The 25,785-nt window shown below is 45.5% G+C and carries 25 protein-coding genes; 18 read left to right on the top strand and 7 right to left on the bottom strand.

Annotated features, from left to right (window positions below; all coding sequences use genetic code 11):
* Positions 1-84: 84 nt before the first annotated feature.
* Entirely contained in the window at positions 85-723 is a 639-nt protein-coding gene (locus tag H8S84_RS09830) for a 4'-phosphopantetheinyl transferase superfamily protein (protein WP_187067139.1), read from the top strand.
* A gap of 21 nt (positions 724-744) precedes the next feature.
* Positions 745-1,329: a thioredoxin family protein gene (locus H8S84_RS09825; RefSeq protein ID WP_187067138.1), complete on the top strand. Its 585-nt coding sequence runs from the start codon at positions 745-747 to the stop codon at positions 1,327-1,329.
* A 72-nt stretch (positions 1,330-1,401) separates the two neighbouring features.
* Here H8S84_RS09825 and H8S84_RS09820 read toward each other — a convergent pair whose 3' ends face one another.
* The 4 genes from H8S84_RS09820 to H8S84_RS09805 form a co-directional block, all read right to left on the bottom strand.
* Entirely contained in the window at positions 1,402-2,250 is an 849-nt protein-coding gene (locus H8S84_RS09820; RefSeq protein ID WP_187067137.1) for a transglutaminase-like domain-containing protein, read from the bottom strand.
* Between the two features lie 128 nt (positions 2,251-2,378).
* Positions 2,379-4,007, bottom strand: coding sequence for an acyl-CoA carboxylase subunit beta (locus tag H8S84_RS09815; RefSeq protein ID WP_187067136.1), 1,629 nt, complete (start codon positions 4,005-4,007; stop codon positions 2,379-2,381).
* Between the two features lie 93 nt (positions 4,008-4,100).
* On the bottom strand, positions 4,101-5,174 hold the full coding sequence (locus tag H8S84_RS09810; protein ID WP_187067135.1) for an MlaD family protein: 1,074 nt from the start codon (positions 5,172-5,174) through the stop codon (positions 4,101-4,103).
* 23 nt (positions 5,175-5,197) lie between these two features.
* The gene (locus H8S84_RS09805) at positions 5,198-5,980 is read right to left on the bottom strand and encodes an N-acetylmuramoyl-L-alanine amidase family protein (RefSeq protein WP_187067134.1); all 783 of its coding nucleotides are present in this window, start codon (positions 5,978-5,980) and stop codon (positions 5,198-5,200) included.
* Between the two features lie 157 nt (positions 5,981-6,137).
* Between H8S84_RS09805 and H8S84_RS09800 the strand changes: the two genes are divergently transcribed.
* The 9 genes from H8S84_RS09800 (at position 6,138) to H8S84_RS09760 (ending at position 14,816) form a co-directional block, all read left to right on the top strand.
* The gene (locus H8S84_RS09800) at positions 6,138-8,723 is read left to right on the top strand and encodes a putative LPS assembly protein LptD (RefSeq protein WP_187067133.1); all 2,586 of its coding nucleotides are present in this window, start codon (positions 6,138-6,140) and stop codon (positions 8,721-8,723) included.
* Between the two features lie 76 nt (positions 8,724-8,799).
* Positions 8,800-9,618, top strand: coding sequence for a 3-methyl-2-oxobutanoate hydroxymethyltransferase (gene panB, locus H8S84_RS09795; RefSeq protein ID WP_187067132.1), 819 nt, complete (start codon positions 8,800-8,802; stop codon positions 9,616-9,618).
* 138 nt (positions 9,619-9,756) lie between these two features.
* Positions 9,757-10,437: an RluA family pseudouridine synthase gene (locus tag H8S84_RS09790; RefSeq protein WP_187067131.1), complete on the top strand. Its 681-nt coding sequence runs from the start codon at positions 9,757-9,759 to the stop codon at positions 10,435-10,437.
* Between the two features lie 161 nt (positions 10,438-10,598).
* Positions 10,599-11,360 carry an acyl-CoA desaturase gene (locus tag H8S84_RS09785; RefSeq protein ID WP_187067130.1) on the top strand — a complete coding sequence of 254 codons (762 nt, stop codon included), beginning with the start codon at positions 10,599-10,601 and terminating at the stop codon, positions 11,358-11,360.
* Between the two features lie 404 nt (positions 11,361-11,764).
* A complete protein-coding gene (locus H8S84_RS09780) occupies positions 11,765-12,316 on the top strand; it encodes a 30S ribosomal protein S16 (protein ID WP_187067129.1) in 552 nt (183 codons plus the stop codon).
* 12 nt (positions 12,317-12,328) lie between these two features.
* On the top strand, positions 12,329-12,907 hold the full coding sequence (gene rimM, locus H8S84_RS09775) for a ribosome maturation factor RimM (protein WP_187067128.1): 579 nt from the start codon (positions 12,329-12,331) through the stop codon (positions 12,905-12,907).
* Entirely contained in the window at positions 12,907-13,596 is a 690-nt protein-coding gene (gene trmD / locus H8S84_RS09770; protein ID WP_187067127.1) for a tRNA (guanosine(37)-N1)-methyltransferase TrmD, read from the top strand. Before rimM ends, trmD begins: the two co-directional genes overlap by 1 nt.
* Positions 13,597-13,755: 159 nt before the next feature.
* Entirely contained in the window at positions 13,756-14,109 is a 354-nt protein-coding gene (rplS, locus tag H8S84_RS09765) for a 50S ribosomal protein L19 (protein WP_187067126.1), read from the top strand.
* A gap of 122 nt (positions 14,110-14,231) precedes the next feature.
* The gene (locus tag H8S84_RS09760) at positions 14,232-14,816 is read left to right on the top strand and encodes an inorganic diphosphatase (protein WP_187067125.1); all 585 of its coding nucleotides are present in this window, start codon (positions 14,232-14,234) and stop codon (positions 14,814-14,816) included.
* Between the two features lie 122 nt (positions 14,817-14,938).
* On the opposite strand, the gene H8S84_RS09755 is transcribed toward H8S84_RS09760, so the two are convergent.
* The gene (locus H8S84_RS09755; protein ID WP_187067124.1) at positions 14,939-15,637 is read right to left on the bottom strand and encodes a DNA repair ATPase; all 699 of its coding nucleotides are present in this window, start codon (positions 15,635-15,637) and stop codon (positions 14,939-14,941) included.
* 211 nt (positions 15,638-15,848) lie between these two features.
* Between H8S84_RS09755 and H8S84_RS09750 the strand changes: the two genes are divergently transcribed.
* From H8S84_RS09750 to H8S84_RS09740, 3 genes are all read left to right on the top strand, one after another.
* Positions 15,849-16,256 (top strand): 6-pyruvoyl trahydropterin synthase family protein, encoded by a 408-nt coding sequence (locus H8S84_RS09750; RefSeq protein ID WP_187067123.1) that lies wholly within the window; start codon positions 15,849-15,851, stop codon positions 16,254-16,256.
* Complete coding sequence (gene folE, locus H8S84_RS09745; RefSeq protein WP_230407125.1) at positions 16,219-16,911, top strand: GTP cyclohydrolase I FolE; 693 nt, start codon at positions 16,219-16,221, stop codon at positions 16,909-16,911. The genes H8S84_RS09750 and folE overlap by 38 nt, the downstream gene beginning before the upstream one ends.
* Before the next feature lie 125 nt (positions 16,912-17,036).
* Positions 17,037-17,948, top strand: a complete 912-nt coding sequence (locus H8S84_RS09740; protein WP_187067122.1) for a TIGR01777 family oxidoreductase — start codon at positions 17,037-17,039, stop codon at positions 17,946-17,948.
* A gap of 75 nt (positions 17,949-18,023) precedes the next feature.
* Here the strand turns inward: H8S84_RS09740 and H8S84_RS09735 are convergent, their stop codons facing one another.
* Positions 18,024-20,354, bottom strand: coding sequence for a penicillin-binding protein 1A (locus H8S84_RS09735; protein ID WP_222621626.1), 2,331 nt, complete (start codon positions 20,352-20,354; stop codon positions 18,024-18,026).
* A gap of 185 nt (positions 20,355-20,539) precedes the next feature.
* Between H8S84_RS09735 and H8S84_RS09730 the strand changes: the two genes are divergently transcribed.
* From H8S84_RS09730 to H8S84_RS09715, 4 genes are all read left to right on the top strand, one after another.
* A complete protein-coding gene (locus H8S84_RS09730) occupies positions 20,540-21,046 on the top strand; it encodes a hypothetical protein (protein WP_187067121.1) in 507 nt (168 codons plus the stop codon).
* A gap of 67 nt (positions 21,047-21,113) precedes the next feature.
* Positions 21,114-21,929, top strand: a complete 816-nt coding sequence (locus H8S84_RS09725; protein WP_187067120.1) for a class I SAM-dependent methyltransferase — start codon at positions 21,114-21,116, stop codon at positions 21,927-21,929.
* Between the two features lie 33 nt (positions 21,930-21,962).
* Entirely contained in the window at positions 21,963-22,838 is an 876-nt protein-coding gene (locus H8S84_RS09720) for a UbiA family prenyltransferase (RefSeq protein WP_187067119.1), read from the top strand.
* A gap of 54 nt (positions 22,839-22,892) precedes the next feature.
* Entirely contained in the window at positions 22,893-23,366 is a 474-nt protein-coding gene (locus tag H8S84_RS09715) for a hypothetical protein (protein ID WP_187067118.1), read from the top strand.
* 444 nt (positions 23,367-23,810) lie between these two features.
* Here the strand turns inward: H8S84_RS09715 and rho are convergent, their stop codons facing one another.
* On the bottom strand, positions 23,811-25,613 hold the full coding sequence (rho, locus tag H8S84_RS09710; RefSeq protein WP_187067117.1) for a transcription termination factor Rho: 1,803 nt from the start codon (positions 25,611-25,613) through the stop codon (positions 23,811-23,813).
* Between the last annotated feature and the right edge of the window lie 172 nt (positions 25,614-25,785).

Genomic DNA, 25,785 nt, shown 5'->3' with positions numbered 1-25,785 from the left:
TAAATTTTAGCTAAATTTACAACAATATCGCCTAACAAAGCGTGCCCATACTTACAAAACCTGCCTACCTGGAGTTTATTGCCTATGCCTCTTATTCAAAAACAGCAGCTTAACCCACACACTATACTTGGCATCTGGCAAACGGAAGAATCGCTGGAGGAGCTTCTAGCTTTGCTCCCCCACCATGTAGATTGTACACAAATAGCGCAGGCACATGACAAGCGCAAAAAAGAATGGCTGGCAAGCCGGGTACTGGTTTATACTTTGCTAAAGCAATTTACCGCTGCTCATGCCGTTCTAAGAAAAGACGAAAACGGAAAGCCATACTTCGAGAATGTGCCTCTGTACCTTTCTATTTCGCACTCGCCAGCTTTAGCCGCTGTTATTATTTCTGATAAGTATGAAGTTGGCATAGATATTGAACTTCTATCGCAAAAGGCGTTGCGTGTGGCCGGTAAGTTTTTGGGCGAGGATGAAAAAAAGTATACTGCCCAGGACGAAAACAAAACCTGCCTGTACTGGAGTGCCAAAGAAACCTTGTATAAGTTGTACAGCCGTAAGCAACTGATTTTCAAAGACAACTTGATTTTAGCACCAACCGATGCACAAAATGTGCTGCTGGGCGAGGTAAAAACAGCTAATTTCAGTAAATTGTATAGGATCCATTTCGAGTTCCTGCAAAATCACGTACTTACCTACTGCATCGACGAATTACAAGCTTAAACAGAACAAACACTTAAAATCATGAAACACTTAGCCGCATTTGCCGCAGCATTTTTTGTAACAGCCTTTGCCTTTGCACAAGGTGGCGGTTACCAGCTCGGTGATAAAGTAGCCAATTTCTCGCTGCAGGGCGCTAAAAACCAGCCAGTGTCGCTTAACGACTTTGCTAATGCAAAAACGGTGGTGCTTGTGTTTACAAACAACCAATGCCCATACGCGAAGCTTTATGAAAACAGGCTGGTTACGCTTGCCAGCACGTATGCCAACAGGGGCGTTCAGTTTGTCTTCATCAATCCTGGCGTTGGCGAAAGTAGCGAAACGCTGGAAGAAATGAGCTCCAAAAACTATAGCTTCCCATACTTAGCCGATACTGGCCAGAAGATCAGTAACCAGTTTGGCGCGACTAAAACTCCTGAGGTTTTTGTGCTGCACAATACCAGCAACGGCTTTATACTGAAGTATAAAGGTGCCATAGACGATAATCCACAGGTAGAGTCTGGTGTAAAGAACCAGTATTTACGAGGTGTAATTGACGACGTGTTAGCTAACAGACCCGTATCGGCAAGCGACAAACGCGCTACAGGTTGTTTGATCAAGAAGTACTAAAAACATACATATATAAAAAGGCTGGGCCGACTAATTTAGTCGGCCCGGCCTTTTTGCTTCAGTAGATATACATTACACCGGTGGCTCCTCATCGGTGATGGCAGCAAGTAGTTTTGTAACTTCTGTGGCCTTTTCCGGGTCGTTCATCTTTTCAAAAGAGAAAGCAAGGTTACGCAGAGCACGTCTGATAATGTCCAGGTTGTTGCAAGGCTCATAAAAGATATCGATCGGGTTCAGGTTCAACTGTAGAATATAGTTATCAATATCCGACTTAGCGAGTATAAGCCCTTTGTTGTACACATTGATATAGAACTGCACGCCATCCAGCTTATAGGTAAGTATAAACAGGTTTGGCAGGTTAACACCATACACCGGCATTCCAAGGCGCTGGGCCAGTGTCATGTAAATAACACATAGCGTTAATGGATTACCGCGCTTTGTTTCCAGCACCAGGTGCAGCATAGAGTTGGCCGGCGAATGAAAGTTCTTGGTATTCGCAGTAAAGCGCTTCTCCTTAAACAACACATTGTTCAGCGTTTTTACCTGGTCGTAAGGATGCATTTCCTCCTTCATGTGGGTCCAGGCATCAAAGTATAGCTGATCGATTGTTTTGGTAATATTAGCGTACTCTACATCCGGGTACAGGTAAGAGTTAACCAAATACATCCCTTCCAGCAGATCCTCCCCGCCGTTCTCTTTCCACTCTTTCAGGCGGGCCATCAGGCCTTCAAACTGAAGGTTGTGTATCAGGTCTTCGATTTTCTTCTGAAGATCTGAATTCAGGGTTTCCTCCCACTCCTCTTCCAGGTATGGGATTACGCCCTCTCCCAAAGCTACAATCTGCTTCTCCACATGCGACGCCACCTCGTAATCATTATCATCCAAAAGCGAGATTAGCGCCTTTATTTCGTTCTTCGTCACAATGTTCTTAATTAGAAACTCAAAATTAGAAATTAGAAACCTTACTTGCCAAATGGTCTTAACTGATAACCATACATTCTTATACTCTCATTTCTAATTTCTAATTCATAATTTTTAATTTCTTAGCCTCACGTCTGAATTACACCCACATTGTAGGGCTTTTCGATAGGCGCGTGATTGGCGGCCTCTATACCCATCGATATCACTTTACGTGTCTCCAGCGGATCGATGATACCGTCTACCCAAAGGCGTGCAGCGGCATAGTATGGAGAAAGCTCTTCGTTATACTTGGCTGTGATGCGCTCCAGCAACTCTTGCTCTGCCTCCGGCGTAATCTCCTCTCCTTTTGCTTTTAGAGCAGACACCTGAATCTGCAGCAAAGTTTTAGCAGCCGATGCACCACTCATTACCGCCAGCTGGGCAGTTGGCCATGCATAGATCAGGCGTGGGTCGTAAGCTTTACCGCACATGGCGTAGTTACCTGCACCGTAGCTGTTACCAATCAGGATAGTAAACTTAGGCACTACGGAGTTAGCCATGGCATTTACCATTTTGGCGCCGTCCTTAATAATACCGCCGTGCTCAGCCTTGCTACCAACCATAAATCCGGATACGTCCTGCAAGAACACCAATGGAATTTTCTTCTGGTTGCAGTTCATGATAAAGCGTGCAGCTTTGTCAGCAGAGTCAGAGTAGATTACGCCTCCCATCTGCATTTCGCCTTTTTTGCTCTTCACGATTTTACGCTGATTGGCTACTATACCTACAGCCCAACCATCGATGCGGGCAAGGCCACAGATAAGCGACTGGCCATAGTGTTCTTTATAAGGCTCAAATTCTGAGTTATCTACCAAACGATTTATAATTTCCATCATGTCGTATGGCTTCACTCTATCTGCCGGCATCATACCGTAAATCTCTTTCTCGTCGTGCTTAGGCGCGGCAGGCTCAATCCGGCTAAATCCTGCTTTGTTGTAATCACCCATCTTATCAAAGATGTTGCGGATGTGGTCAAGCGCCTCTTTATCGTCTTTGCACTTATAGTCGGTTACGCCTGATATCTCACTATGCGTAGTAGCACCGCCAAGCGTTTCATTGTCAATCGTTTCGCCAATGGCAGCTTTCACAAGGTATGAGCCCGCCAGGAAAATAGACCCTGTGCCTTCCACGATCAAAGCTTCATCGCTCATGATAGGCAAATAAGCTCCACCAGCCACACAGCTGCCCATAATGGCTGCAATCTGCACAATACCCATTGAGCTCATTACGGCGTTGTTGCGGAACATGCGGCCAAAGTGCTCCTTGTCCGGGAAAATCTCATCCTGCATCGGCAAAAACACACCGGCACTATCCACTAGGTACACAATTGGCAGCCTGTTCTCAATAGCAACTTCCTGTGCGCGCAGGTTTTTCTTAGCCGTGATCGGAAACCAGGCGCCGGCTTTTACAGTGGCATCGTTGGCAACCACTACACACTGGCGCCCTTTAATGTATCCGATGCCTGTTACCACTCCGCCGCTAGGGCAGCCACCAACTTCCTGGTACATACCTTCGCCGGCAAATGCGCCTATTTCTAAAAACTCTGAGCCTTCGTCAAGCAGGTAATCCACACGCTCACGGGCAGTTAGTTTGCCTTTATTGTGTTCTTTCTGGATGCGCTTTTCGCCGCCACCCATATGTACCTTCTTTAACTTACTCTGTAACTGAAAAACAAGCTGTTTAAGTGCGTCCTCGTTTTTGTTGAATTCAATGTCCATGTAGGCTAGTTTGTATTAGTATAGAATAGTGTATCAATGAAAAATCCGCCCAAAGAAGCGGATTTCACAAATATACGATTTTACATATAAGGCTTAATTAGATTTTGTACCTGTAGTACCTTTGCCACTCTTCTCAGGTACAGGCACATAAACTGTATCCGGCACCGTACGGAACTCCTGCGGATTCTTGTCCTGCAGCTCCTTTACCTCATCTAAGGTAATAACACGGCCAGTTGCATCTACTTTATACTTGTCTTTACGGCCAAATACTGAAAAACTTACATAGCGCTTCGGGTAAGCCTGAATATCGCGTAGAAGCAGGTTAAGCGCCTCTGTAGAGCGATTCATGTTCTCATACAGTCCTTCGTCGTTGATTAACTTTCCCATTGTACCTTGCTCCGAATTAAGCTTATTTACAGCAGACTGTAAATCCACCACTGCACTGTTTGCATTAGCAACCAGCTTATTAAACTCTGCTTGCTTTAGGGTATCGGTAATGTCGGTCATGTTGCGGGCCAGCTGGTTTATTTGGCGCTCTGTTTGCCGCAGCGAAGCTGTCAAGGCATTTACGTTAGCCGTAATAGCATTAATGTTTTGCTGGTTTGCGCGCAGTAACTCACTAAGTGCAGCTGTAGTCTCACTTGTGTTGGCAAGTATCTGTTGTATATTTTCCTTTGCCTCGCTGTCGAGTAGGCGGTTTACGCGGGCCAGTGTGGTATCAACCTTATCAATTACCGGCACTGTTTTAGTGGAAATGATATCTGTGATGGAGCTTTCTTTAAACGGGATCAGCTTTTCACCGCCATCGTACATTTTTATACTATTACCCAAGTATAAAGTGATCGCTTTACTGCCCAGCAAATCTGAGTTACCCAATGCGGCAATTGTAGAGTCTCCTACCTGCAGCGTTTTAAGCACATCTACTTTAACAAGAATTTTGTTCTGCTCTTCGGTCATCAGGGTAATGCTTTGCACCGTACCCACCTGCACCCCATTAAGTATAACCGGGTTAGACACAGTAAGCCCATCTACATTATCATACACCACAAAGTATGAGCGAGTGTCTGAGAACAGATCGGATCCTTTCAGAAACATGAACCCGAAATACAGGATAACCAGCGCCACTATACCTAGCAGCGCAACTTTTACTTCTTTGGATATTTTCACGTAAGGTGTGTTGCTAAATAGCTTTAGTTCATTGCCTCCAGTTCCTGCTTGTATTCTTTGAAGGCACGATATATTCCTGATGCCATATACGTTTGGCCGGACTTATCGTTAAGGAATTTTTCTTCTGTTGGGTTTGTAAGGAAACCGCACTCTATCAGCACGCTCGGCATATAGGATTTCCACAGCACTAAAAAGCCGGCCTGTTTCACCCCTCGGCTATAGCGGCCAACCTTGTGCTTAAACTCTTTTTCAACCTTGTCAGCAAACCGAATGCTGTTGTCCAGGTGCGCACTTTGATGCAGGGCAAACAGGATATGGCTTTGCGGAGACTTTGGGTCAAAGCCGCCATAGTTCTCCTTATAGTTCTCTTCCTGCAATATTACGGCATTCTCACGTTTTGCCACATTCAGGTTACCTTCCGAAGTATGAAGCCCCATGGTATAGGTCTCCGTACCGTATGCCGCGGATGGACCTGCGTTCAGGTGAATAGAGATAAAAAGGTCCGCGTTGTTCTTGTTTGCAATACCGGCACGATCTACAAGCTCAACAAAAGTGTCATTTTTACGGGTATAAACAACTTTTACGTCCGGCAGGTTTTTCTCGATCAGGCTTCCAACTTGCATGGCCAGCTGTAAAGCTACGTCTGCCTCATGTGAAAACTTACCATTACAACCGTTGTCTTTTCCACCATGCCCGGCGTCAATTACCACCGTACGTACTTTATAAGCCTTCTTGAACTCTAGGGTGTTGGATGAGCAAAGCAAGAAAACGATAGCCAGAAATGAAACAGTAACAATATTTCTCACAACGTTCGTTAGTTAAAAGCTAAAACAATAACTTTGTACAAAATAAATAAAACTTTAGGGAAGTCTGAAGAAGTTGCGCCACATTTTACTTTTTTTACTGCTGCTGCAGTGTGCATTGCTTATCCCCTCGTTGGTATCAGGCCAGCGTGTGCCTCGGATGAGTACGCTGAAACAGGCTAACACTCAGCGACAAGATACTGTTCCTGCCGGGCAAGACTCTCTCCGTCTTTCGGCGCCAAAAGGCGACATTACGACCACCATCAAATACTCTGCCAGAGACTCTATCATGTTTGAGGTAGATCGTAAGGTGGTAAACCTATACGGCGATGCCAAGATCAACTACGGCGATCTTACCTTAGAGGCAGCCTATATCCAGATTGACTACGAGAGCAACATGTTGCTAGCTACACCTCTGCCAGACTCTACAGGCAAAGAAACCGGTGTGCCTGTGTTCAAAGACTCCGGCGGCTCGTACGCTGCCAAGCGCATTGCTTACAACTATAAAACCAAGAAAGGTCGGATATCTGAAGTAGTAACGCAGCAAGGTGAGGGATATATACACGCTGAGGTAGTAAAAAAGAACGAAAATGATGAATTCTTTGGCTACCACGCCCAATACACTACCTGTAACCTGGAGCACCCGCACTTTTTTATAGGCGCCTCTAAAATGAAGGGGATCCCAAATGATAAAGTAATGACAGGTCCCTTTAACCTGGTTGTGGCTGATATACCTACACCCTTGGGCTTTTTGTTCGGACTTTTTCCGATGCCTGCAAAAACCCGCGCCTCCGGTCTTATCATACCTAGCTTTGGAGAATCCAGAGGGCAAGGCTTCTATCTGAGCAACGGTGGCTACTATTTTGCCTGGAACGATTATGTTGGCACCCGACTCACAGGTGATATATACTCTTTGGGAGGCTACAATGTAAGTATAGACAACACGTACCGTAAACGATACGCATACAGCGGTAACCTGGGCGTGGCATACCGTTACTTTAAAAACGACGAAGCAGACGTAGAACGCTCACGCTCTACCAACGATCTGCTTAACGCTTTACCTCCAACACAACGTACGATCTGGATAAACTGGACGCACTCTCCGGTGCAAAAGCCCGGACGTGGCCGCTTCTCAGCAAGTGTAAACGCAGGTAGTGCCAGCCATCAGCGCCTAAACTACAATAGCACGTCTCAGTACCTGTCGCCTACATTTAACTCGAACATTACTTATCAGAAAACAATACAGAACACACCGTTCAGTTATACAGCTAAGTTATCGCAGGGGCAAACGCGTGGCGGCATTTACAACTTCGTGCTGCCAGACCTGAACTTCTCTATGACTCCTATCAGCTTTGTAGAGGCTTTTACTAACGATCAGCCGACAGGTAAATGGTATGAGCAGTTTACAATAGGCTACAACGTGAACGCTCAAAACAGGATATCCAACTTAAGAGAGGCAACAGGTAATTCTTTTGGCGTTCCGATTACAGAAGGTTTTGTAAGACAAGACACTATTAGTTTAGATGATTTTGAAAGCCTTTGGAAAAATGGCCGGCGCTCTGCAAATCACCAGTTCCAGCTTAACCTGGGCAGCTACAAGATTATGCGCTATTTTAACTTTTCGCCATCTGTAAGCTATAGCGAGAATTGGACTGATCAGCGCTACAGTTTCCGCTTTAATCCGGACTCTCAGAAAGTGGATGTAGACACTACCAACTTTGCCAGAATATATGAGTATAGTGCCAACGCCTCGCTCAGCACAACTATTTATGGTACAGCATACATTGGAGGCAAACGCGTTGAGGCAATCCGCCACCTGATCCGCCCGAATATTGGTTATAGCTACCGACCAGACTTTGGCAGAGAGCGCTTTGGTTTTTACCAGCGTGTACAGACATCAACCTTCCCTGCGCCAGGTAGCGATACTTTTACACTTTTGCCCCGGGTAGCCAATGCACCTGGAGCAGGGCTTCAGAACATGTTAACTTTCAACGTGTCCAACAACATCGAGATGAAGGTCAGGTCGCAGGCCGACTCAGCTGCACAAGATCAATTTGAGAAGGTAAGTATACTGGATAACTTGGGAATTTCCACTTCATACAACTTTGCAGCAGATTCACTTAAGCTGGCCCCAATAAGCCTAGTGGCCAATACCAGACTGTTCAAGATCTTTAATGTAACTTTTAACTCTACTTTTGAGCCCTATAAGCGTGACACTTTGGGCAGGCAGATTGATGACTATGTGTTCGACTTCTCTAAGCTAAAGCTGGCCACACTTACAAATGCCAACTTTACAATAAGCGCCAATTTAAACCCGGAGGCGAGACAATCAAGTACATCAGCTCCCGGTAATCTACCAATACTGAACCCGGACATGAATCCGCTGCTGCCAGAATATGTAGACTTCAAAATTCCGTGGACACTGAGTTTTGACTACACCATTGGTTACTTTAGAAACTTTGGACGTGCTGCCAGTAAAACTATAAACCAAACATTAGGTGTAAATGGCTCGGTAAACCTGACCGATAAGTGGAAAATAACCTACTTCGCTGGTTATGACTTTACAAACAACAACATTGCCAATGCCAACATACAGATATACCGCGACTTACATTGCTGGGAAATGAGCATCGGCTGGATACCTTACGGTTTTGCACAAGGCTATAACATTACCATAAACGCTAAGTCTGCGCTGCTGCAAGACTTGCGGCTTACCCGAAACAGAACAGCCCGAAACAGATTTTAAAGAAAACAGCCACACCAAAATGTGGCTGTTTTTGTTTTAGATTTTATAGCTTTACACCTTAACTACTGCAATTGCTATGTCTGTTCATAAAAGCGACGTTAAAAAAGTAACCACGCACCAGCTGCAGAACATGAAAGAGCGCGGCGAGAAAATCTCCATGCTCACTGCTTACGACTACTCCATGGCCACCATCCTGGATGCTGCCGGAGTTGATGTACTGCTGGTTGGTGACTCTGCCTCTAACGTAATGGCCGGTCACGAAACTACACTGCCAATTACGCTGGATCAAATGATCTACCATGCCTCTTCGGTAGTGCGCGGCGTTAACAGAGCTTTTGTAGTAGTAGATATGCCATTCGGCTCGTATCAGGGCAACTCATCAGAGGCCTTGCGCTCAGCCATCCGTATCATGAAAGAGTCTGGCGGACATGGTGTGAAGCTTGAAGGCGGCGCGGAGATAAAAGAATCTGTTACACGAATACTTAGCGCTGGGGTTCCAGTCATGGGGCATCTGGGCCTTACACCACAATCAATTTACAAATTCGGCACCTACACGGTGCGCGCCAAAGAGGAGGCAGAAGCTCAGAAGCTGATCGAGGATGCACTACTGCTGCAAGAGTTAGGATGCTTTTCTATCGTGCTGGAGAAAATCCCGTCTGAGTTAGCAAAACGCGTAGCAGAACAGCTGCACATACCGATAATAGGCATTGGAGCCGGCCCTCATGTAGACGGTCAGGTGTTGGTAGTGCATGATATGCTGGGTATTAATAAAGAGTTTAAGCCTCGTTTCCTGCGTCGCTACGCTGACCTGCACACCATTATGACGGATGCGGTACAGAACTATGTAAAGGACGTAAAGAGCCAGGATTTCCCAAGCGAGAAGGAAGCTTATTAGTAATAATTATGAATTAAGAATTGCGAATGATGAATTGGTAGTTCTTAACTTTTGAAGTATAAGTAGACTTAATTTCTGAGTATGATCTTCATAGTTCCCATTCATAATTTATAATTCATCATTCATAATTAAAAGCCTATGGCTTTGTCAGTTCTTTTTGAGGATAACCATGTACTGGTAGTTAATAAGCCGGCTGGTTTGCTGGTGCATGGCGATGAGACTGGAGACATTACACTGGCAGACCTGGCGAAGGATTACATCAGGCACAAGTATAATAAACCCGGAAACGTATTTATAGGTGTTGTGCACCGCCTGGACCGGCCTGTAAGCGGCGTGGTGCTAATGGCCAAAACATCCAAGGCGCTAAGCAGGCTAAACGAGCTGTTCCGGAGCAAGAAAACGCAGAAAACTTATTGGGCTGTGGTACAGAATAAGCCACAGCAGGAACAGGGAACACTGGTGCATTGGCTTGTAAAAGACAGCTCAAAAAATGTATCCAAAGCTTTTGCTAAAGAGAACAAGAGCGGCCTTCGCTCTGAGTTGCACTACAAACTACTAAAGGTAACCAGTGGCAAGTACCTGCTGGAGGTAAACCCTATAACAGGACGCCCACACCAGATACGAGTGCAGCTTGCTTCTATGCGGTGCCCTATACTTGGTGACTTAAAGTATGGCGCGGCACAACCCTTACCAGACAAAAGTATAGCCCTTCATGCAAGGCAATTACAATTTGAGCACCCTACACTAAAAACACCGGTAACTGTAAGCGCGCCTCCGCCACTTACTGCTGTATGGCAACCTTTTCTTAGCATAGATTAAGAAGGCAGCATATAATTCTAAAAAGTGATTTTAATCATTTTCTGAACTTTTATACCCTATCAACTCTTTAACTTTTGATTTCGTGTTGTAGCTTTGCAGCTTAGCATAGCTTTTGCTCATGCTGCACGCAATACAAACCTAAACACCTATACATCAACTAAATGGCAATTCTCATTTTCTTTGTAGTGCATTGGTACCTGTCGCTATTTGTACAGACGTTTTACCTGCACCGCTATGCCGCCCACAAAATGTTCACGATGAACCCTTTCTGGGAAAAAGCATTTTACATTTTAACTTACGTTGCCCAAGGATCTTCTTTCCTGTCGCCGCGTGCTTATGCTGTGTTGCACCGTATGCACCACGCCTTTTCAGACACTGAGCGCGACCCACATTCTCCGCATTTCTCTAACAATGCCTTTACCATGATGTGGAAGACAAAGGAGATCTACAACAATGTGCTTAACCATCGTGTAGAGCCCGAGCAGCGCTTTGAGGGTAACTACCCTGTTTGGAATGCTATCGAAAAAATTGGTGATTCATATTACTCCAGAATCGGATGGGGTGTGGCTTATGTGTTGTTCTACATTGCCTTTGCCACACAGTGGTGGATGTATTTGCTGTTACCGATCCACTTCCTGATGGGCCCGGTACACGGCGCTATCGTAAACTGGAGCGGTCACAAGTATGGCTATCAGAACTTCGACAACAACGACAAATCAAGAAACTCGCTTTTCTTCGACTTTCTTACAGGAGGTGAACTGTTCCAGAATAACCACCATAAACTGCCTAACCGCGTTAACTTTGGTGTGAAATGGTGGGAGTTTGATCCAACCTGGCCAATTATATGGACACTGGATAAGTTGAGCATCATTAAACTGAAAGCTCCTAAAGCCAAAACAGCAAGAACTAAAGTCGCAGCCTAAGTATAAAAAGCCCTCCCGTAACGGAGGGCTTTTCTTTTTGTTGAACATAACCTTGTAGGGACAAGTAGTGACTGGTCCGAATCGAGCACGGAAAAATTTATCTGAATCAGGATTCTCAGGATTTAATGATGAGCAGGATTAAATTCAGGCTTTGAATACAAAATTATACTTCCCTATTTCTTCGAAAATCCTGTTGCGCGGACAAGTCACGACCTGTCCCTACGAATGCTCCTTTCTATATTATGCCTAATCTCCTGACGCAGTTATACTTTTACAGAAATTCCATCCACATCTCCAGCACACTTTTCAATTTTAATTTCCTTGTAATTAACGGAATAAAATACGTACCTTTGCGGTTCTAAAAACTGGCGGACGGGATTCGCCGACTTAACTACTTATAAAAAATGGCAGTAAAAATCAGACTGGCCCGCAGAGGCCGCAAGAAAGCCGCAATCTACGATATCGTAGTAGCTGATGCTCGTGCACCACGTGATGGTAAATTCATCGAGAAACTGGGTACTTACAACCCAAACACAAACCCTGCTTCTATCGACTTCGATCAGGAGAAGGCGTTTACTTGGGTAATGAACGGTGCTCAGCCAACTGACACAGTTAAGGCGATGCTTTCTTACACAGGCATTCTTTACAGAAGACACCTGCAAATTGGTGTTATCAAAGGTGCTATCTCTCAGGAAACTGCTGACTCTCGTTTCGAGGAGTGGAAGAAAGAGAAAGAAGCTAAAATCGAAAGCAAGCGTCAGGGTCTTATTTCTGACAAAGCTGCTCAGAGAAAAGCTGCTCTTGAGGCAGAGACTAAAGTTAAAGAAGCTCGTGCAGAGGCTATCCGTCAGCGTGAGGCTGAGAAAGCTGCTGCTAACGCTCCAGCTGCAGAAGCAACTGAAGAGGCTCCTGAGGCAGCAGCTGAAGGTGGCGAGTCTACTGAAGAGCAGGCATAATTTATCTTTGCCATGAACATTGATGCCTGTTTTCTCCTAGGATACATCGTCAAGACCCATGGCACCAAGGGTCAGGTTGTTGCGTTTTTCGACGTAGACTACCCTGAAGATTATGAAGATCTGGAATCAGTTTTCCTTGAGCAAAAAGGAAGACTGATTCCTTTTTTTATAGACTCTATTGACCCGATTAAAGACAGCCGCTTCATCATTAAGTTTGAGGACATCAGCACGATGGAGCAGGCAGAAGCGCTGCGCGGCACCTCTTTATACTTGCCGCTGAACGAACTGCCGGAGCTGGAAGAAGACCAGTTCTATTTCCATGAAGTGATCGGATACCAGGTGGTAGATGAGAATCATGGTAAACTGGGCACAGTAAAAGAATTTTACGACCTTCCGCAGCAACAGCTGATGGCAATGGACTACCTGGGCCAGGAGATGCTTATACCTGTTATGGGTGAGATTCTGCTGCGCGCAGACCATGAAGCCAAAGAGTTGCATATTTTACTGCCGGAAGGATTACTTGAAGTATACACCGAACCAGCCAACCCCGAGGACGCCGACGATCAGGACGACACGGAGGAGGATAAGTAATGCGCTTCGATATTATTAGTTGCCAGCCCGACCTGCTGGAAAGCCCCTTTAGCCATTCTATACTTAAACGAGCCCAGAACAAAGGCTTAGTGGAGGTACACGTGCATGATTTGCGCAAGTATGCCATTAACAAGCACGGGCAGATAGATGACTATGCTTTTGGAGGTGGCGCCGGTATGGTGATGATGATCGAACCAATTGACAAGATCATATCTGAACTGCAGGCACAGCGCACCTACGATGCCATTATTTATATGACACCGGATGGCGAAACGCTGAATCAGCAGATGGCTAACAAGTTTTCGCTGCTGCAGAATGTGATCATACTTTGCGGCCACTATAAAGGCGTGGATGAGCGTGTTAGGCAGCACTATGTAACCCACGAGGTAAGCATAGGCGACTATGTACTTTCGGGTGGAGAACTGGGTGCAGCAGTGTTGGCAGATGCCATCATCCGGATTATTCCAGGTGTATTGAACGATGAGTCTTCGGCCCTTACTGATTCTTTTCAGGATGGATTGCTTGCTCCACCGGTTTATACAAGGCCCGCTGAGTATAAGGGCATGAAAGTACCGGATATTCTGATGTCGGGAGATACGCCAAAGATAGAGCAGTGGCGCTTTGAGCAGGCCGTGGAGCGTACCAAACAGCGCCGACCGGACTTACTGGACGAGGATCTGATCGGCTAAGCACCAGCTTATTTATACTTTACAACTGCCTTTGCACCAATTTTTTAGCGATGGCAGCAAAAAACTATATTTTTTTTCTGCAAATGTTCTTATGTAATAAATAATTACATATCTTTGCAGTCCGAATTTTGAAGAAGATACTTTAAGAAAATAGCCATCATGAGCGAGTTAATTAAATTTATTGAGCAGGAATCTACTGACAAGCGCGCCTCTTTCCCATCTTTCCAGGCGGGTGATACAATCAATATCCACGTAAGAATCCGTGAAGGTAACAAAGAGCGTATCCAGCAGTTCCAGGGCGTTGTGATTCAGCGTAAAAACGTAAACACTAACGGCGAAACATTTACTGTTAGAAAAGTATCTAATCAGATCGGCCTTGAGCGTATTTTCCCACTTCTTTCTCCAGCTATCGAGAAAATCGAACTAGTGAGAAGAGGTAAAGTAAGAAGAGCAAGACTATACTATCTAAGAGGTCTTTCTGGAAAAGCAGCTCGTATCAAAGAAAGAAGATAAGAATACCTGTTTTCATAAATTTTTCCGTAGTTTTAGTGAAGAGGAGCTGTTTACGCAGCTCCTCTTTTTTATTTATACATTACCCTGCCTAAAGCGAAAGCACAAATCCCCCCATACTACCTATGATGCATCTCCGCTATACTATCTTACTTGTAAGTATACTTTTGTTTACCAGCTGTAAAACCGACTATGCTAACCTGCCAACCTACACAGGTACCAGGCAACTACAGGCTGTAATAGAAGTGCCAGCCGGAAACAGCAAACAGGTGAAGTATGATCGTGGTACGCAGGAGTTTGTAAGTGTGAAAAGCGCTGGCAGAGAACAGAAAGTGGAGTTCCTCCCCTACCCGGGTAACTATGGATTTATACCCTCTACAGAGATAGATAAGAATGGCGATAGCTTACCTATACTTGTTATGTCGGAGCGTGCAGAGGCTGGTACAGTTATGGAAGTGGTAGCGTTGGGTATAATGCAGTTAGAGACAAACGGAGAGATCAAACCTGTAGTGATAGCAGTACCGGCAAGACCTAGTGAGCGCACCATAGATGCTACCACACTGGCAACCTTCTCAAGAAAATACCCTGCTGCACAAACTATACTTAAGGAGTGGTTTGTAAACTCCAGCCAAACAGATGATACTAAATTTGTAGCCTGGCGCAACGAGAGATTTGCCGACAAAGAAATATTGCGCTGGATGAAGCTGTAGGCGGAATTTTAGGATATTTAAGCAACTCTTAGTCTATAACTGAACAAAAAAATTACGCTGACCGATAGGAGCCTTAGCACTCCAACCAATCAGCGTAAGTATAGCTTAGTTCTTTCTAAACCTTATTTTATCTGCAGCAGCTTTGCTCTTACAGCCTCAACTGCTTTCTCCATATCCTGCACACGCTGGCGGCTTACCTCCTGCTGTGTCTGGTTGTTCACAACTTCCTGCTCCAGCTGCTTTAAATCATTGCCATTGCGCACAAGTTCTGCCTCCAGTTCCTGCTTGCGCTTTTTATTCTTTTCAATGTTCAGCTGTATGTCATTTGCCTGCTTTACTACGCGGTCCTGCTCCAACTTGGTGGCGCGTAGCACCTCTTCAGCCTCGTTAATCTGGCGCAGTACATCTTCGCGGTATACTTTGCGGGCAAAGCCGCGCATAAAGTTCTCGGCAGCGGCATACTCCTGCGGCGTTGCACTCTTGTCTACATAAGCCACACCCATATCCAGGCTCCACCAAACAAAGCTGCCGTTTGTACCACTGCCTACCGTAGACAGTACACGCATCGGTTTGTTGCTGATAGTATCAATAACGGCGCTCTCGATAGTATAAATACCTTTGTTATACTTTACTTTTCCAGCCTTATTACCCAAGTGGTCTTTCCAGTATTTTTCTACAAACTTCGGGTCGAGCTGTACAGTAAGCTGCTGCCCACGGCGCATAACGCCATTTACTGTTTGCTCTGTCTCCTCTACCTTAACCTGCTGCGCCTGGCAAATACCGGCCACCATTAATAGCATTACAAGTAAAACTGTTCTCATTCCTGTGTTTGACTTTAGTGATTTGTGTGATATGATTACGAAAATAAGTAATCAGCCTGATATTCAGAGGCTATAAGGGGATTAATTTAGCGAAAATTTGGTTTGGGATTAGAAATAGCAGCGCGTAACTTTGTAAGCTTATAGCCAACGCTAATAAGTAAAGACTTTACGCCTGGTAAAACATAAGTTGTATAAGGTTGTTGCTGACACTATGAGAGTAACCGTTTGCCGAAAAGAACACTTTAACGCTGCCCACCGGCTGTATAACCCAGCCTGGACCAACGAGCAGAACGATAACTTTTTCGGGAAGTGCAACAACCCTAATTATCATGGGCATAACTATGAGCTTATCGTAAAGCTTACAGGTGCTGTAGATCCGGATACAGGGTATGTGTACGACATGAAAAAGTTAAGTACCCTGGTGCAGGAAGAAGTGATCGCTAAGTTTGACCACAAAAACCTGAACCTGGATACAGAAGAGTTTGCAAAGCTTAACCCTACTGCAGAAAACATTGCAGTGGTTATTTGGAACAAACTCCGCCCTAAAATTGACGCTAGCCTTGAGCTGGCCGTAGTACTTTATGAAACAGAAAGAAACTTTGTTGAATACAATGGATAATCAGGACTGGACCCACGACGAAGAAATGGATGACCACATCCTGAGTTCATTGGAGACACCTTTGCGCGCCGATGCTTTTGACTTATCTGACAGCCAGAAGATAGCCATCATAGAAAAGCATTTTGAGCAAATCATGCATACGCTTGGCCTGGACCTGACAGACGACAGCCTGAAAGGAACGCCGCATCGTGTTGCTAAAATGTATGTGAAGGAGATCTTCCACGGTCTTCACCCAGACAACAAACCAACCATCCGACGCTTCGAGAACAAGTACAAGTATAACCATATGCTTGTTGAGCGCGACATTACCGTTTACTCTTCTTGTGAGCATCACTTTGTACCTATCATCGGCAAAGCTCATGTAGCCTATGTGCCTAATGAGCATGTAATTGGCCTTTCCAAGCTTAACCGCATTGTGCAGTATTATGCTCGCCGCCCACAGGTGCAGGAACGCCTTACCATGCAGATTGCTAATGAGCTGAAGCAGGCGCTCAGAACTGAGAACGTGGCTGTAATGATAGAGGCAGATCACTTGTGCGTTATGAGCCGTGGCGTAAACGATGTCACCAGCAGCACCATCACAGCAGAATATTCGGGCTTGTTTCAGGAAGATCATTTCCGAAACGAATTCCTGGCGCATATCCGCAAAAAGTAGCAGGCACTATCCCTTTTAATGCTGTAGTTCAAGCACTTTGTAAAGTATTTGGCTGTAGATAAAACACCTTATGCGCTTGTATACGTATAGGATCATTTCTATATTTATTATTCTAAATTAAAACTATGCCAGGTAAAATACTTATTACAGGTGGATCAGGGTTGATAGGCATGCGCCTGTCTGAAATGCTGATAGACCTGGGTTATGAAGTGGCACACCTGAGCCGTAACCCCAACAAAGTATCCAGCTACAAGACCTTTAAATGGGATGTTGCAAAAGGATACATTGATGATAACGCTGTGTCTTATGCCGATTACATCATTAATCTGGCCGGGGCCAGCGTAGCAGATGAAAAGTGGTCTGAAGAGCGAAAAAAGGAAATAATAAACAGCCGCGTAGAAAGTATTAAGCTGTTACATAAGTGCCTAAGCCAAAGCGAGCACCACGTAAAAGGGTTTATCTCGGCATCGGCTATCGGCATTTATGGAGACTCCGGCGATAGGCTGGTATCTGAGGAAAGCAGCTATGCAGATGATTTTCTCGCAGAAGTTTGCAAAGCCTGGGAAGATGCCGCATGGCAAATGCGTGAACTCGACCTGCGAACAGTTATCTTCAGGTTGGGCATTGTATTAAGTGATAAGGGAGGTGCATTGCCCCAGATTGCCAAACCTGTCAAAATGCTTGCTGGTGCTCCACTCGGTTCTGGCAAACAGTATATGTCCTGGGTTCATATAGATGATGCTTGCAGGCTGTTTATACGAGCCATAGAAGACACCCAGTTTGAAGGTGTTTACAATGCCGTGGCACCACACCCGGTAACCAACCAAGAGTTTACAAAAGAATTAGCGGAAGTGATGCACAAGCCACTTGTTTTGCCAAATGTTCCCGCCTTTGCTTTAAACTTGATGATGGGAGAAATGAGTGAGGTAGTATTGGCCAGCCAGCGTGTTAGTGCCAACAAAGTAATGCAGACTGGTTTTACTTTTGAGTATAACTACCTGGAGGAAGCACTTGAGTCGTTTTACAAACCAAGCTAACACTCCTGAACACATAAAACAGAAGCGGCCTGCTATACTTTAGCAGGCCGCTTCTGTTTTATACTTTATACTTTACTAGAACAAATCACCGCCAAGGTTAAGTATCTCCAGCACCGAGTCTACAGCAGCAGAGTCTGGTACTGTAGTTTTTGGCAGCACTGTAGTACAGTTATACTTTTTATTGATCTTAACAGTAGGTCCCGGGAAACGCCCCATTGTATAACCTAACGCTTCATCTTTATAGATACGCTCCATATAAAGACCAAACACAGGTAGAGCTGTTTTAGAACCCTCTCCTAGCTGCGACGTCCTGAAATGTATACTTCTGTCTTCGCCGCCAACCCAAACACCTGTTACAAGGTCTTTGGTAACACCCATAAACCATCCGTCGGAGTGGTTAGAGGTTGTACCCGTTTTACCACCAATCTCATTTCCTTTCCAGAGGTCGTACTCCCAAAGTGCCTGAGACGTACCACCTGGCTCCTCAATACCGCCTTTTAGCATGTGCATCATCAGGAAAGCCGTTTCTTCGCTTAGCACCTTCTTTTGCCTTGGCATAAACTGGTGTATCAGGTTACCGTTACGGTCTTCGATGCGGGTAATAAACATAGGCTTTGTATAAAAACCGTGGTTCGGGAAAGTGCTGTAAGCACCTACCATATCAAAGATAGATACATCGCTAGGACCTAACCCAATAGATGGTACCGATTGTAGCGGACTGTTTATACCCAAACGCTTAGCATACTTTACTACCGTCTCCCAACCTATAGTTTCGGTTAATTGGGCTGTTACAGAGTTTACTGATTTACCCATAGCGCGGCGAAGCGTCATGGGGGCACCGGTATACTGCCAATCGGCATTGGTAGGCGACCATGACTTCTTCTCCCCATTCTCTACATAGTTAATGGTGATGCGCTTGTCTACAATCTTATCGCATGGCGAGTAGCCGTTATCGATGGCAGCTACATATACAAATGGCTTAAACGTAGACCCCGGCTGGCGACGCGCCTGCTTTACGTGGTCATACTTAAAATACTTAAAGTTGATACCACCCACCCAGGCTTTAATTTGCCCAGTAAATGGATCCATTGTCATCATACCACCGTGCAGGAAGTGCTTGTAATAAGCCAGCGAGTCCAGTGGGCTCATGGTTACTTCCTTCTCCATCTCAGGGTTCTCCCAGGTAAACACCATCATCTTGCGCGGCGTGTTCAGCTCACGGTTAATGGCGGCAACATCATTACCATGCTTTTTCTTGAGGCGCTGGTAGTAGGACGTACGCTTAATGGTTTCTTCAATGAAGCCCGGTATTTCTTTGTCGTTTTCGTCTACCCAAGGGTTGCGGCCTTTCCAGTGATTATCGAAGCGGCGCTGCAGATTGCGCATATGCTCCTGCATAGCCTCTTCGGCATGCTTCTGCATTCTGGAATCGATGGTAGTATATACTTTTAAACCGTCGCGGTACAGGTCATAGCCGTTCTGCTTGCACCACTCCTGCAGGTAGTCTGCCACAGCACCTCTAAAGTAGGTAGCAGGGCCGTCGTAATGGTTTTCTACTTTGTAATCCAGCACCAGCGGCAGTTGGCTCAGCGAGTCGGCTTTGGCTTGCGGCAGGTAATTATACTTTGCCATTTGGGCCAGCACCACATTGCGGCGGCGGGTAGCATTTTCGGGGTTAAAACGGGGGCTGTAATAAGTAGGCGCTTTTAGCAAACCCACCAATACGGCTGCCTGCTCAACTTTTAGGCTGTCCGGGGATGTGTTGAAGAAAGTTTTAGAGGCTACCTTTATTCCGAAGGAGTTCGAACCGAAATCCACCGTATTCAGGTACATTGCCAGGATCTCGTCTTTTGTATAACGTTGCTCCAGCTTAATAGCCGTTAACCATTCTTTGGTTTTTGCGATAACAATATTTAGACCGGGTATATGGCCCAGCACACCTTTTGTGTCTTTGGTTCTGGTCTTGTATAGGTTTTTAGCTAGCTGTTGTGTAATGGTACTGGCTCCACGGGCATCGCCTTTCAAGCTGCCATATACAGCCGATGCAATGGCTTCAGGGTCAATGCCGGCATGGTCATAGAAACGCACGTCCTCGGTAGCAACCAAGGCCTTAATCAGCATCGGCGACATTTTATTGTAGCCTACAGGGCTGCGGTTCTCTTGGAAGTACTTACCAATAAGCTCACCATCCGAAGTATAAAGTTCAGATGCCTGGTCAGAGCGGGGGTTCTCCAGTTTATCCAGGCTCGGCGATGACCCGAACAGGTAAAGCACATTGTGCTCTACGCACAGCAGGTACAACACAACAAAGGCAAAGCCTAGAAAAAAGCCTTTCCAGATAAATCTAACTATTCCTTTGTATACTGACCTCTTCGGTTTCTCTATTTCTATTTGCTCCTTCAGCATTGCTATCAAACAGAGGCGAGCCTCTTAAAATTCCCGTTTCAGATGATTAAAACGAGTGCAAATATACCTTTTGTACCCAACATCTTCGGGGATAATATCAAAAACTTGATCAATGGTGTGTAAATAGCCGCTAGTTTTAATACACCTGACTATCTTTGCCTTAGCAAGTATAAAATTGAACAACGATGGCGCAGACTCTTCAGCAGGCTTTTGACAGACTTATCGGCTTACCCTTGTATAAGACAACACGCAGCGAAGCTGTGCAGTATTTCCATTTCGGAAATACGTATTACACTACCCCTCAGGGTCTTGTGCTAGATGTTGGAGAAATAACACTGGCAGTAAATTGCCCATGGCAGGTGCAGTTACCCGATGGCCAGAGTATAAAGCACAGCGAGGTTTATATCCGCAAACGTGAGGCTGGCCTGCCTACTCCTGTCTGGGATTGGAAGAAGCCCGGCTCCAGCCTGAGCGATCAGCGCCTAATGCAGCTTACTAACGATAACCCAAACCTAGTGGTGGAGCGCATCGAACAGCAGCAGGATTATACCTTGATGCTATACTTCAGCGATGGCACATTGCTTTCTGTTCTTCCCGATCCGGAGACACCAGCAGATGAGTATTGGCAGCTATTCAGCAACACCGGCGACGGACTTACAGTAGGTGCCGGAGCGAACGGACTTATACTTTAACTCTGGCTGCACTATAGCTGACAACTTTTAAAGCGGGTGTTCAGTACTTTAAATAAAAAATAAGGTATTGAATATCCGCCTTCAACTTTTCGAGCTCGAAGACCAGCAGTGGTTTCCGCATGTGGTGCGGCAGGGCATGCAGGACTACCTGCGCTTCATGATCAGTACACTTTCTACCTATGAGGCAGCCTTGCCTTTGCTGGAGGAGCTTTTGATGAAAACGCAACAGCAGCACATTACCGACCTCTGTTCAGGGGCCGGGGGCGGCATAGCCGGTATTCGCGCTGCACTTAGCAAGCGTATGGGAGTGCCCGTGAGGGTAACATTAACAGATCTTTACCCCAACTTAGATGCTTATGAGTACCTATACAACGAATCGAAGGGTACCATTACCTTTGTGCCAGAACCTGTTAACGCACTAGCCGTGCCTGATCAACTGCATGGGGTGCGCACCATCTTCTCTTCCTTCCATCACTTCCCGCCCCACATAGCTCAAAATATACTTCAGGATGCTGTAGATAAAAAAGCTGCCATTGGGATATTTGAGGGTGCTAAGAAAAGCTGGACAGAGCTGCTGCTACTTTGGATCACCTTCCCGATTGTAATTATACTTGTAACCCCCTTTATCAGACCATTTAAACTGAGCAGGCTTTTCTTTACCTATATTATACCTTTGATACCAATTGGCATTTTATGGGATGGCACCGTTTCACTGCTCCGCATTTATCCACCTAAAAAGCTTATGAGCCTTGCTAAACAAGTAAAGGGCGCAAAATATATCTGGAAGGCAGGACGTACAGGAGGAGGACCGGGAAAACATGTGATTTATCTTATCGGTTATCCGGAGGGTAGTGAACAAGTGAATGAGCAAGTGAGTGGTTGAGTGAATACAAATAACTAACAACCTATAACGAAAATGCAAAGCTACCGAAGTGCGCTTATACTTTTGCGTATACCCTTTTCGGTGTACCTGATGCCTGTCTTCTGGTTTGCCCTGAGTACGCTACAGCATTTTGATGTATGGCGTGCATTAGCGGTCTTTTTTATACTTCATGTACTTGTTTACCCCGCTAGCAACGGCTATAACTCGTACTACGATCGCGACGAGGAAAGTATAGGAGGTCTGGAGCATCCCCCAAAAGTAACACGTGAGTTGATGCACCTAGTGCTGCTCTTTGATGTGCTGGCTGTTGCCTTTGCGCTACTGCTGTCGCCGCTTTTTGCCGGACTAGTGGCTCTATACTTGCTTATCTCCAAAGCATACAGTTACGAGGGTATCAGGTTAAAAAAGTATCCTATACTTAGCACTTTTGTTGTAACGGTTTTCCAGGGAGCATTTACTTTTTTAATGGTTCAGGTAGGTGTGGGGTTAACTACTGCTGAAGTACTACAGCAACCGAATGTGTGGTTTGCATTGGTGAGTACGCTATTCCTTTGTGGCTCCTATCCCCTTACACAAATTTACCAGCACCAGGAAGATGCACGCCGTGGCGACAGAACCCTCAGCCTTATACTAGGCATTAAGGGTACTTATCTTTTTGCAGCTGTCAGTTTGCTGCTAGGTAGCGCGCTTTTACTTTGGCTATACTTTACACAGCAGCAACTACAGAACATTGTTATCTTCCTTATCTGCACGGCACCTATCGTGTACTTCTTTGCCGGATGGGTAATGCGAGGGCTAAAGGATGTGCAGGTTGTTAATTATAAAAACACGATGCTGATGAACAAGATATCCTCTGTCTGCATTAGTTTAGCCTTTATTTTGATGCTTGTTGCAAACCTATACTTGTAGAAGTATAACCTAAGCGCCATACTTCGTATACAGGTGAAAATAACTTGCTGGCCTATGAAATTTCTCTACGCAATACCAGCTGGTTTGGCAGCAACCGCCGCCATGACGGCCTTTTTATACTTGCTTTCCTTCCTGACGCACCGTGTTATGAAAGTGGCAAAGATACTCGGCACCATGATTACTAGGCGCACCCAACCCGACGGCAGCCTCTCCGATGCTACCAGCACGAAAGTAATAGGCAATATAGCACATTACCTGGTAGGGATATTTTTTGCAGTAGTGTACCTGGCGTTGTGGGATTCCGAAGTGGGCCTGGTTACAGCCTCGTGGGGATTGCTGTTTGGCTTAGCGCACGGCATTATAGCTATGTTGATGTGGTATTTCTTTTTCATGCTGCACCCTAATCCGCCCATTATTCCCCTTAGAACATACTTGCTCACTTTGATTGCTGTTCATCTTGTATTTGGCTTTGTAGCTACTTATACTTTCTACTTGCTGCTTAAGCCAGATTACCCGTTTTGGTGGTAGTTTATTTCAATTATGAATTCAGAATGATGAATTATGAATTGGATAGCGCCGTTTAGCTGGTTCAGGCGTTCTGGTTTAATGTATGTTTTGATATAGATTCCCTAGCTATTGTTTTCCAACCACCCCTGCCCCTCCTTGGATAAGGAGGGGAGCTCTGCGGTTACTATAGCTTATGTATAAACTCTATAGCTGTTGCTAAACCTCCCTTCAAAAAATATCTTTTCAAGATGACAAAGAAGAAGACAAATGCTATTGTGATGGCGGTTGAAGCAGTAAGTAAAAGCTCCCCTCCTTGGATAAGGAGGGGCAGGGGTGGTTGGACCCGGAACTACTAGATATTCCCTATAATCAAATAAATATCCTTAATCACCGGTTCAAAACAAAAGCGCCTGCCGGGCATATAACCCAGCAGGCAGCTTTTATACTTTAAGCTAAAGCTTACGCTTAGCCGTTCATCGAAATCAGGAACTCCTCGTTGCTCTTCGTGCCTTTCATTCTGTCTTTCAAGAACTCCATAGCCTCTACAGAATTCATATCCGACATAAACTTACGCAGAATCCAAACGCGGTTCAGTTCGTCTTTGTCCATCAACAGGTCCTCGCGACGAGTACCAGATGCAGGCACGTCGATAGCTGGGTAAATACGCTTGTTGGCAAGCTTACGATCCAGCTGAAGCTCCATGTTACCTGTACCTTTAAATTCTTCAAAGATAACCTCGTCCATCTTAGAGCCAGTGTCGATAAGCGCAGTAGCGATGATCGTTAGGGAACCACCGTTTTCTACGTTACGGGCAGCACCGAAGAAACGCTTCGGCTTGTGCAGCGCGTTCGCATCCACACCACCAGATAAGATTTTACCAGACGACGGAACTACAGTGTTATAGGCACGTGCAAGACGTGTAATCGAATCAAGGAGTATAACCACATCGTGGCCGCACTCTACCATACGCTTGGCCTTATCCAATACGATACTTGATACTTTTACGTGGCGCTCTGCAGTTTCGTCAAACGTAGAGGCAATTACCTCTGCTTTAACGCTGCGTGCCATATCTGTTACCTCTTCTGGACGTTCGTCAATCAGAAGGATCATCAGGTATACTTCCGGGTGGTTTTCAGAGATAGCGTTGGCAATCTCCTTAAGCAACACGGTTTTACCTGTTTTCGGCTGCGCCACAATCATACCACGCTGGCCTTTACCGATAGGGGCAAAAAGGTCCAGAATACGGGTAGACATCTGGCTTGGGCGTGTTGTCAGTTTTAAACGCTCTTCCGGGAAAAGCGGCGTAAGGTGCTGGAAAGGAATACGGTCACGAATTTCTTCGGTGGTACGTCCGTTTACAGTTTCAACCTTAAGCAGGGCAAAATACTTTTCGCCTTCTTTCGGAGGGCGAATCTGGCCTTTTACCGTATCACCTGTCTTAAGACCAAAAAGCTTGATCTGCGAAGGCGACACATAGATATCATCCGGAGAAGCCAGATAGTTGTAGTGCGTAGAACGAAGGAAACCATACCCATCCTGCATCAGCTCCAACACACCTTCGTTTAGGATTATTCCGTCAAACTCTTTAAAGTTACTGCTGCTTACTTGCTGCTGGGTGTTACGCCGTTGGTTGTTATCGTTGCGGTTGTCGTTACGGTTTTCGTTTCTATCTCCACGGTTTTCGCGCTGCTCGTTGCGGTTGTCGTTGCGCTGCTCGCGGTTATCGTTGCGATTCTCGTTACGCTCCGGACGGGTTTCCCTGTTCTCGTTGCGGTTCTCACGCTGCTCGTTTCGTGTGTCTGATCGGTTTTCACGTTGCTCAGCACGATTATCATTTCTTTGCTCGCGGCCTTCGTTGCGATTTTCTCGGCGGTTAATGCGCTCGCGCGGCTCACGTGGCTGGTCCTGCGGACCATGGTCTTTTACAGGAACTGGTGCCTGTACAAAAGTCTGAGAAGCATTCTCCCTGCGATTTACCTGCTCGCGTGGGGCTCTTCGCTCTGCCCGGGCAGGCTCAGCCTCAACAAGTGCTTCTTCTACTTCTTCAGTTGTGTTTTCATCAGCCTCAGTGGCTTCAATTTCGGTAGTACGGGCAGGAGATTTGTACTTTTTGGCTATTTTCTCGGGAGGGGTAATGGCTTGCTGATCCAGAATTTTATAGATAAGGTCTTGCTTACTAAGCTTTTTAAAATTTTTGACGCCCAGATCTTCAGCAATTTCCTTGAGTTCTGAAAGAAGCCTATCTTTCAATTCTTCAATGTTGTACATAAATAGTGGTATGGTAGTTAACTTAACTTGCTAGGTTTGCATGGGCGAACGCAGCGAGAGATTATAAATTTAAACTAGGAAATAGAATAGGTTGCGAAAGAGTTTGTTGAGGCTCAGAATAGAACCTACTTTAAAAATTGCAGTGCAATGTTATTGCAATGCCGGGTAATTA

Source organism: Pontibacter cellulosilyticus (genome assembly GCF_014306105.1).
Lineage (GTDB): Bacteria > Bacteroidota > Bacteroidia > Cytophagales > Hymenobacteraceae > Pontibacter > Pontibacter cellulosilyticus.
This window is presented reverse-complemented; position numbering and strand designations above follow the sequence as displayed.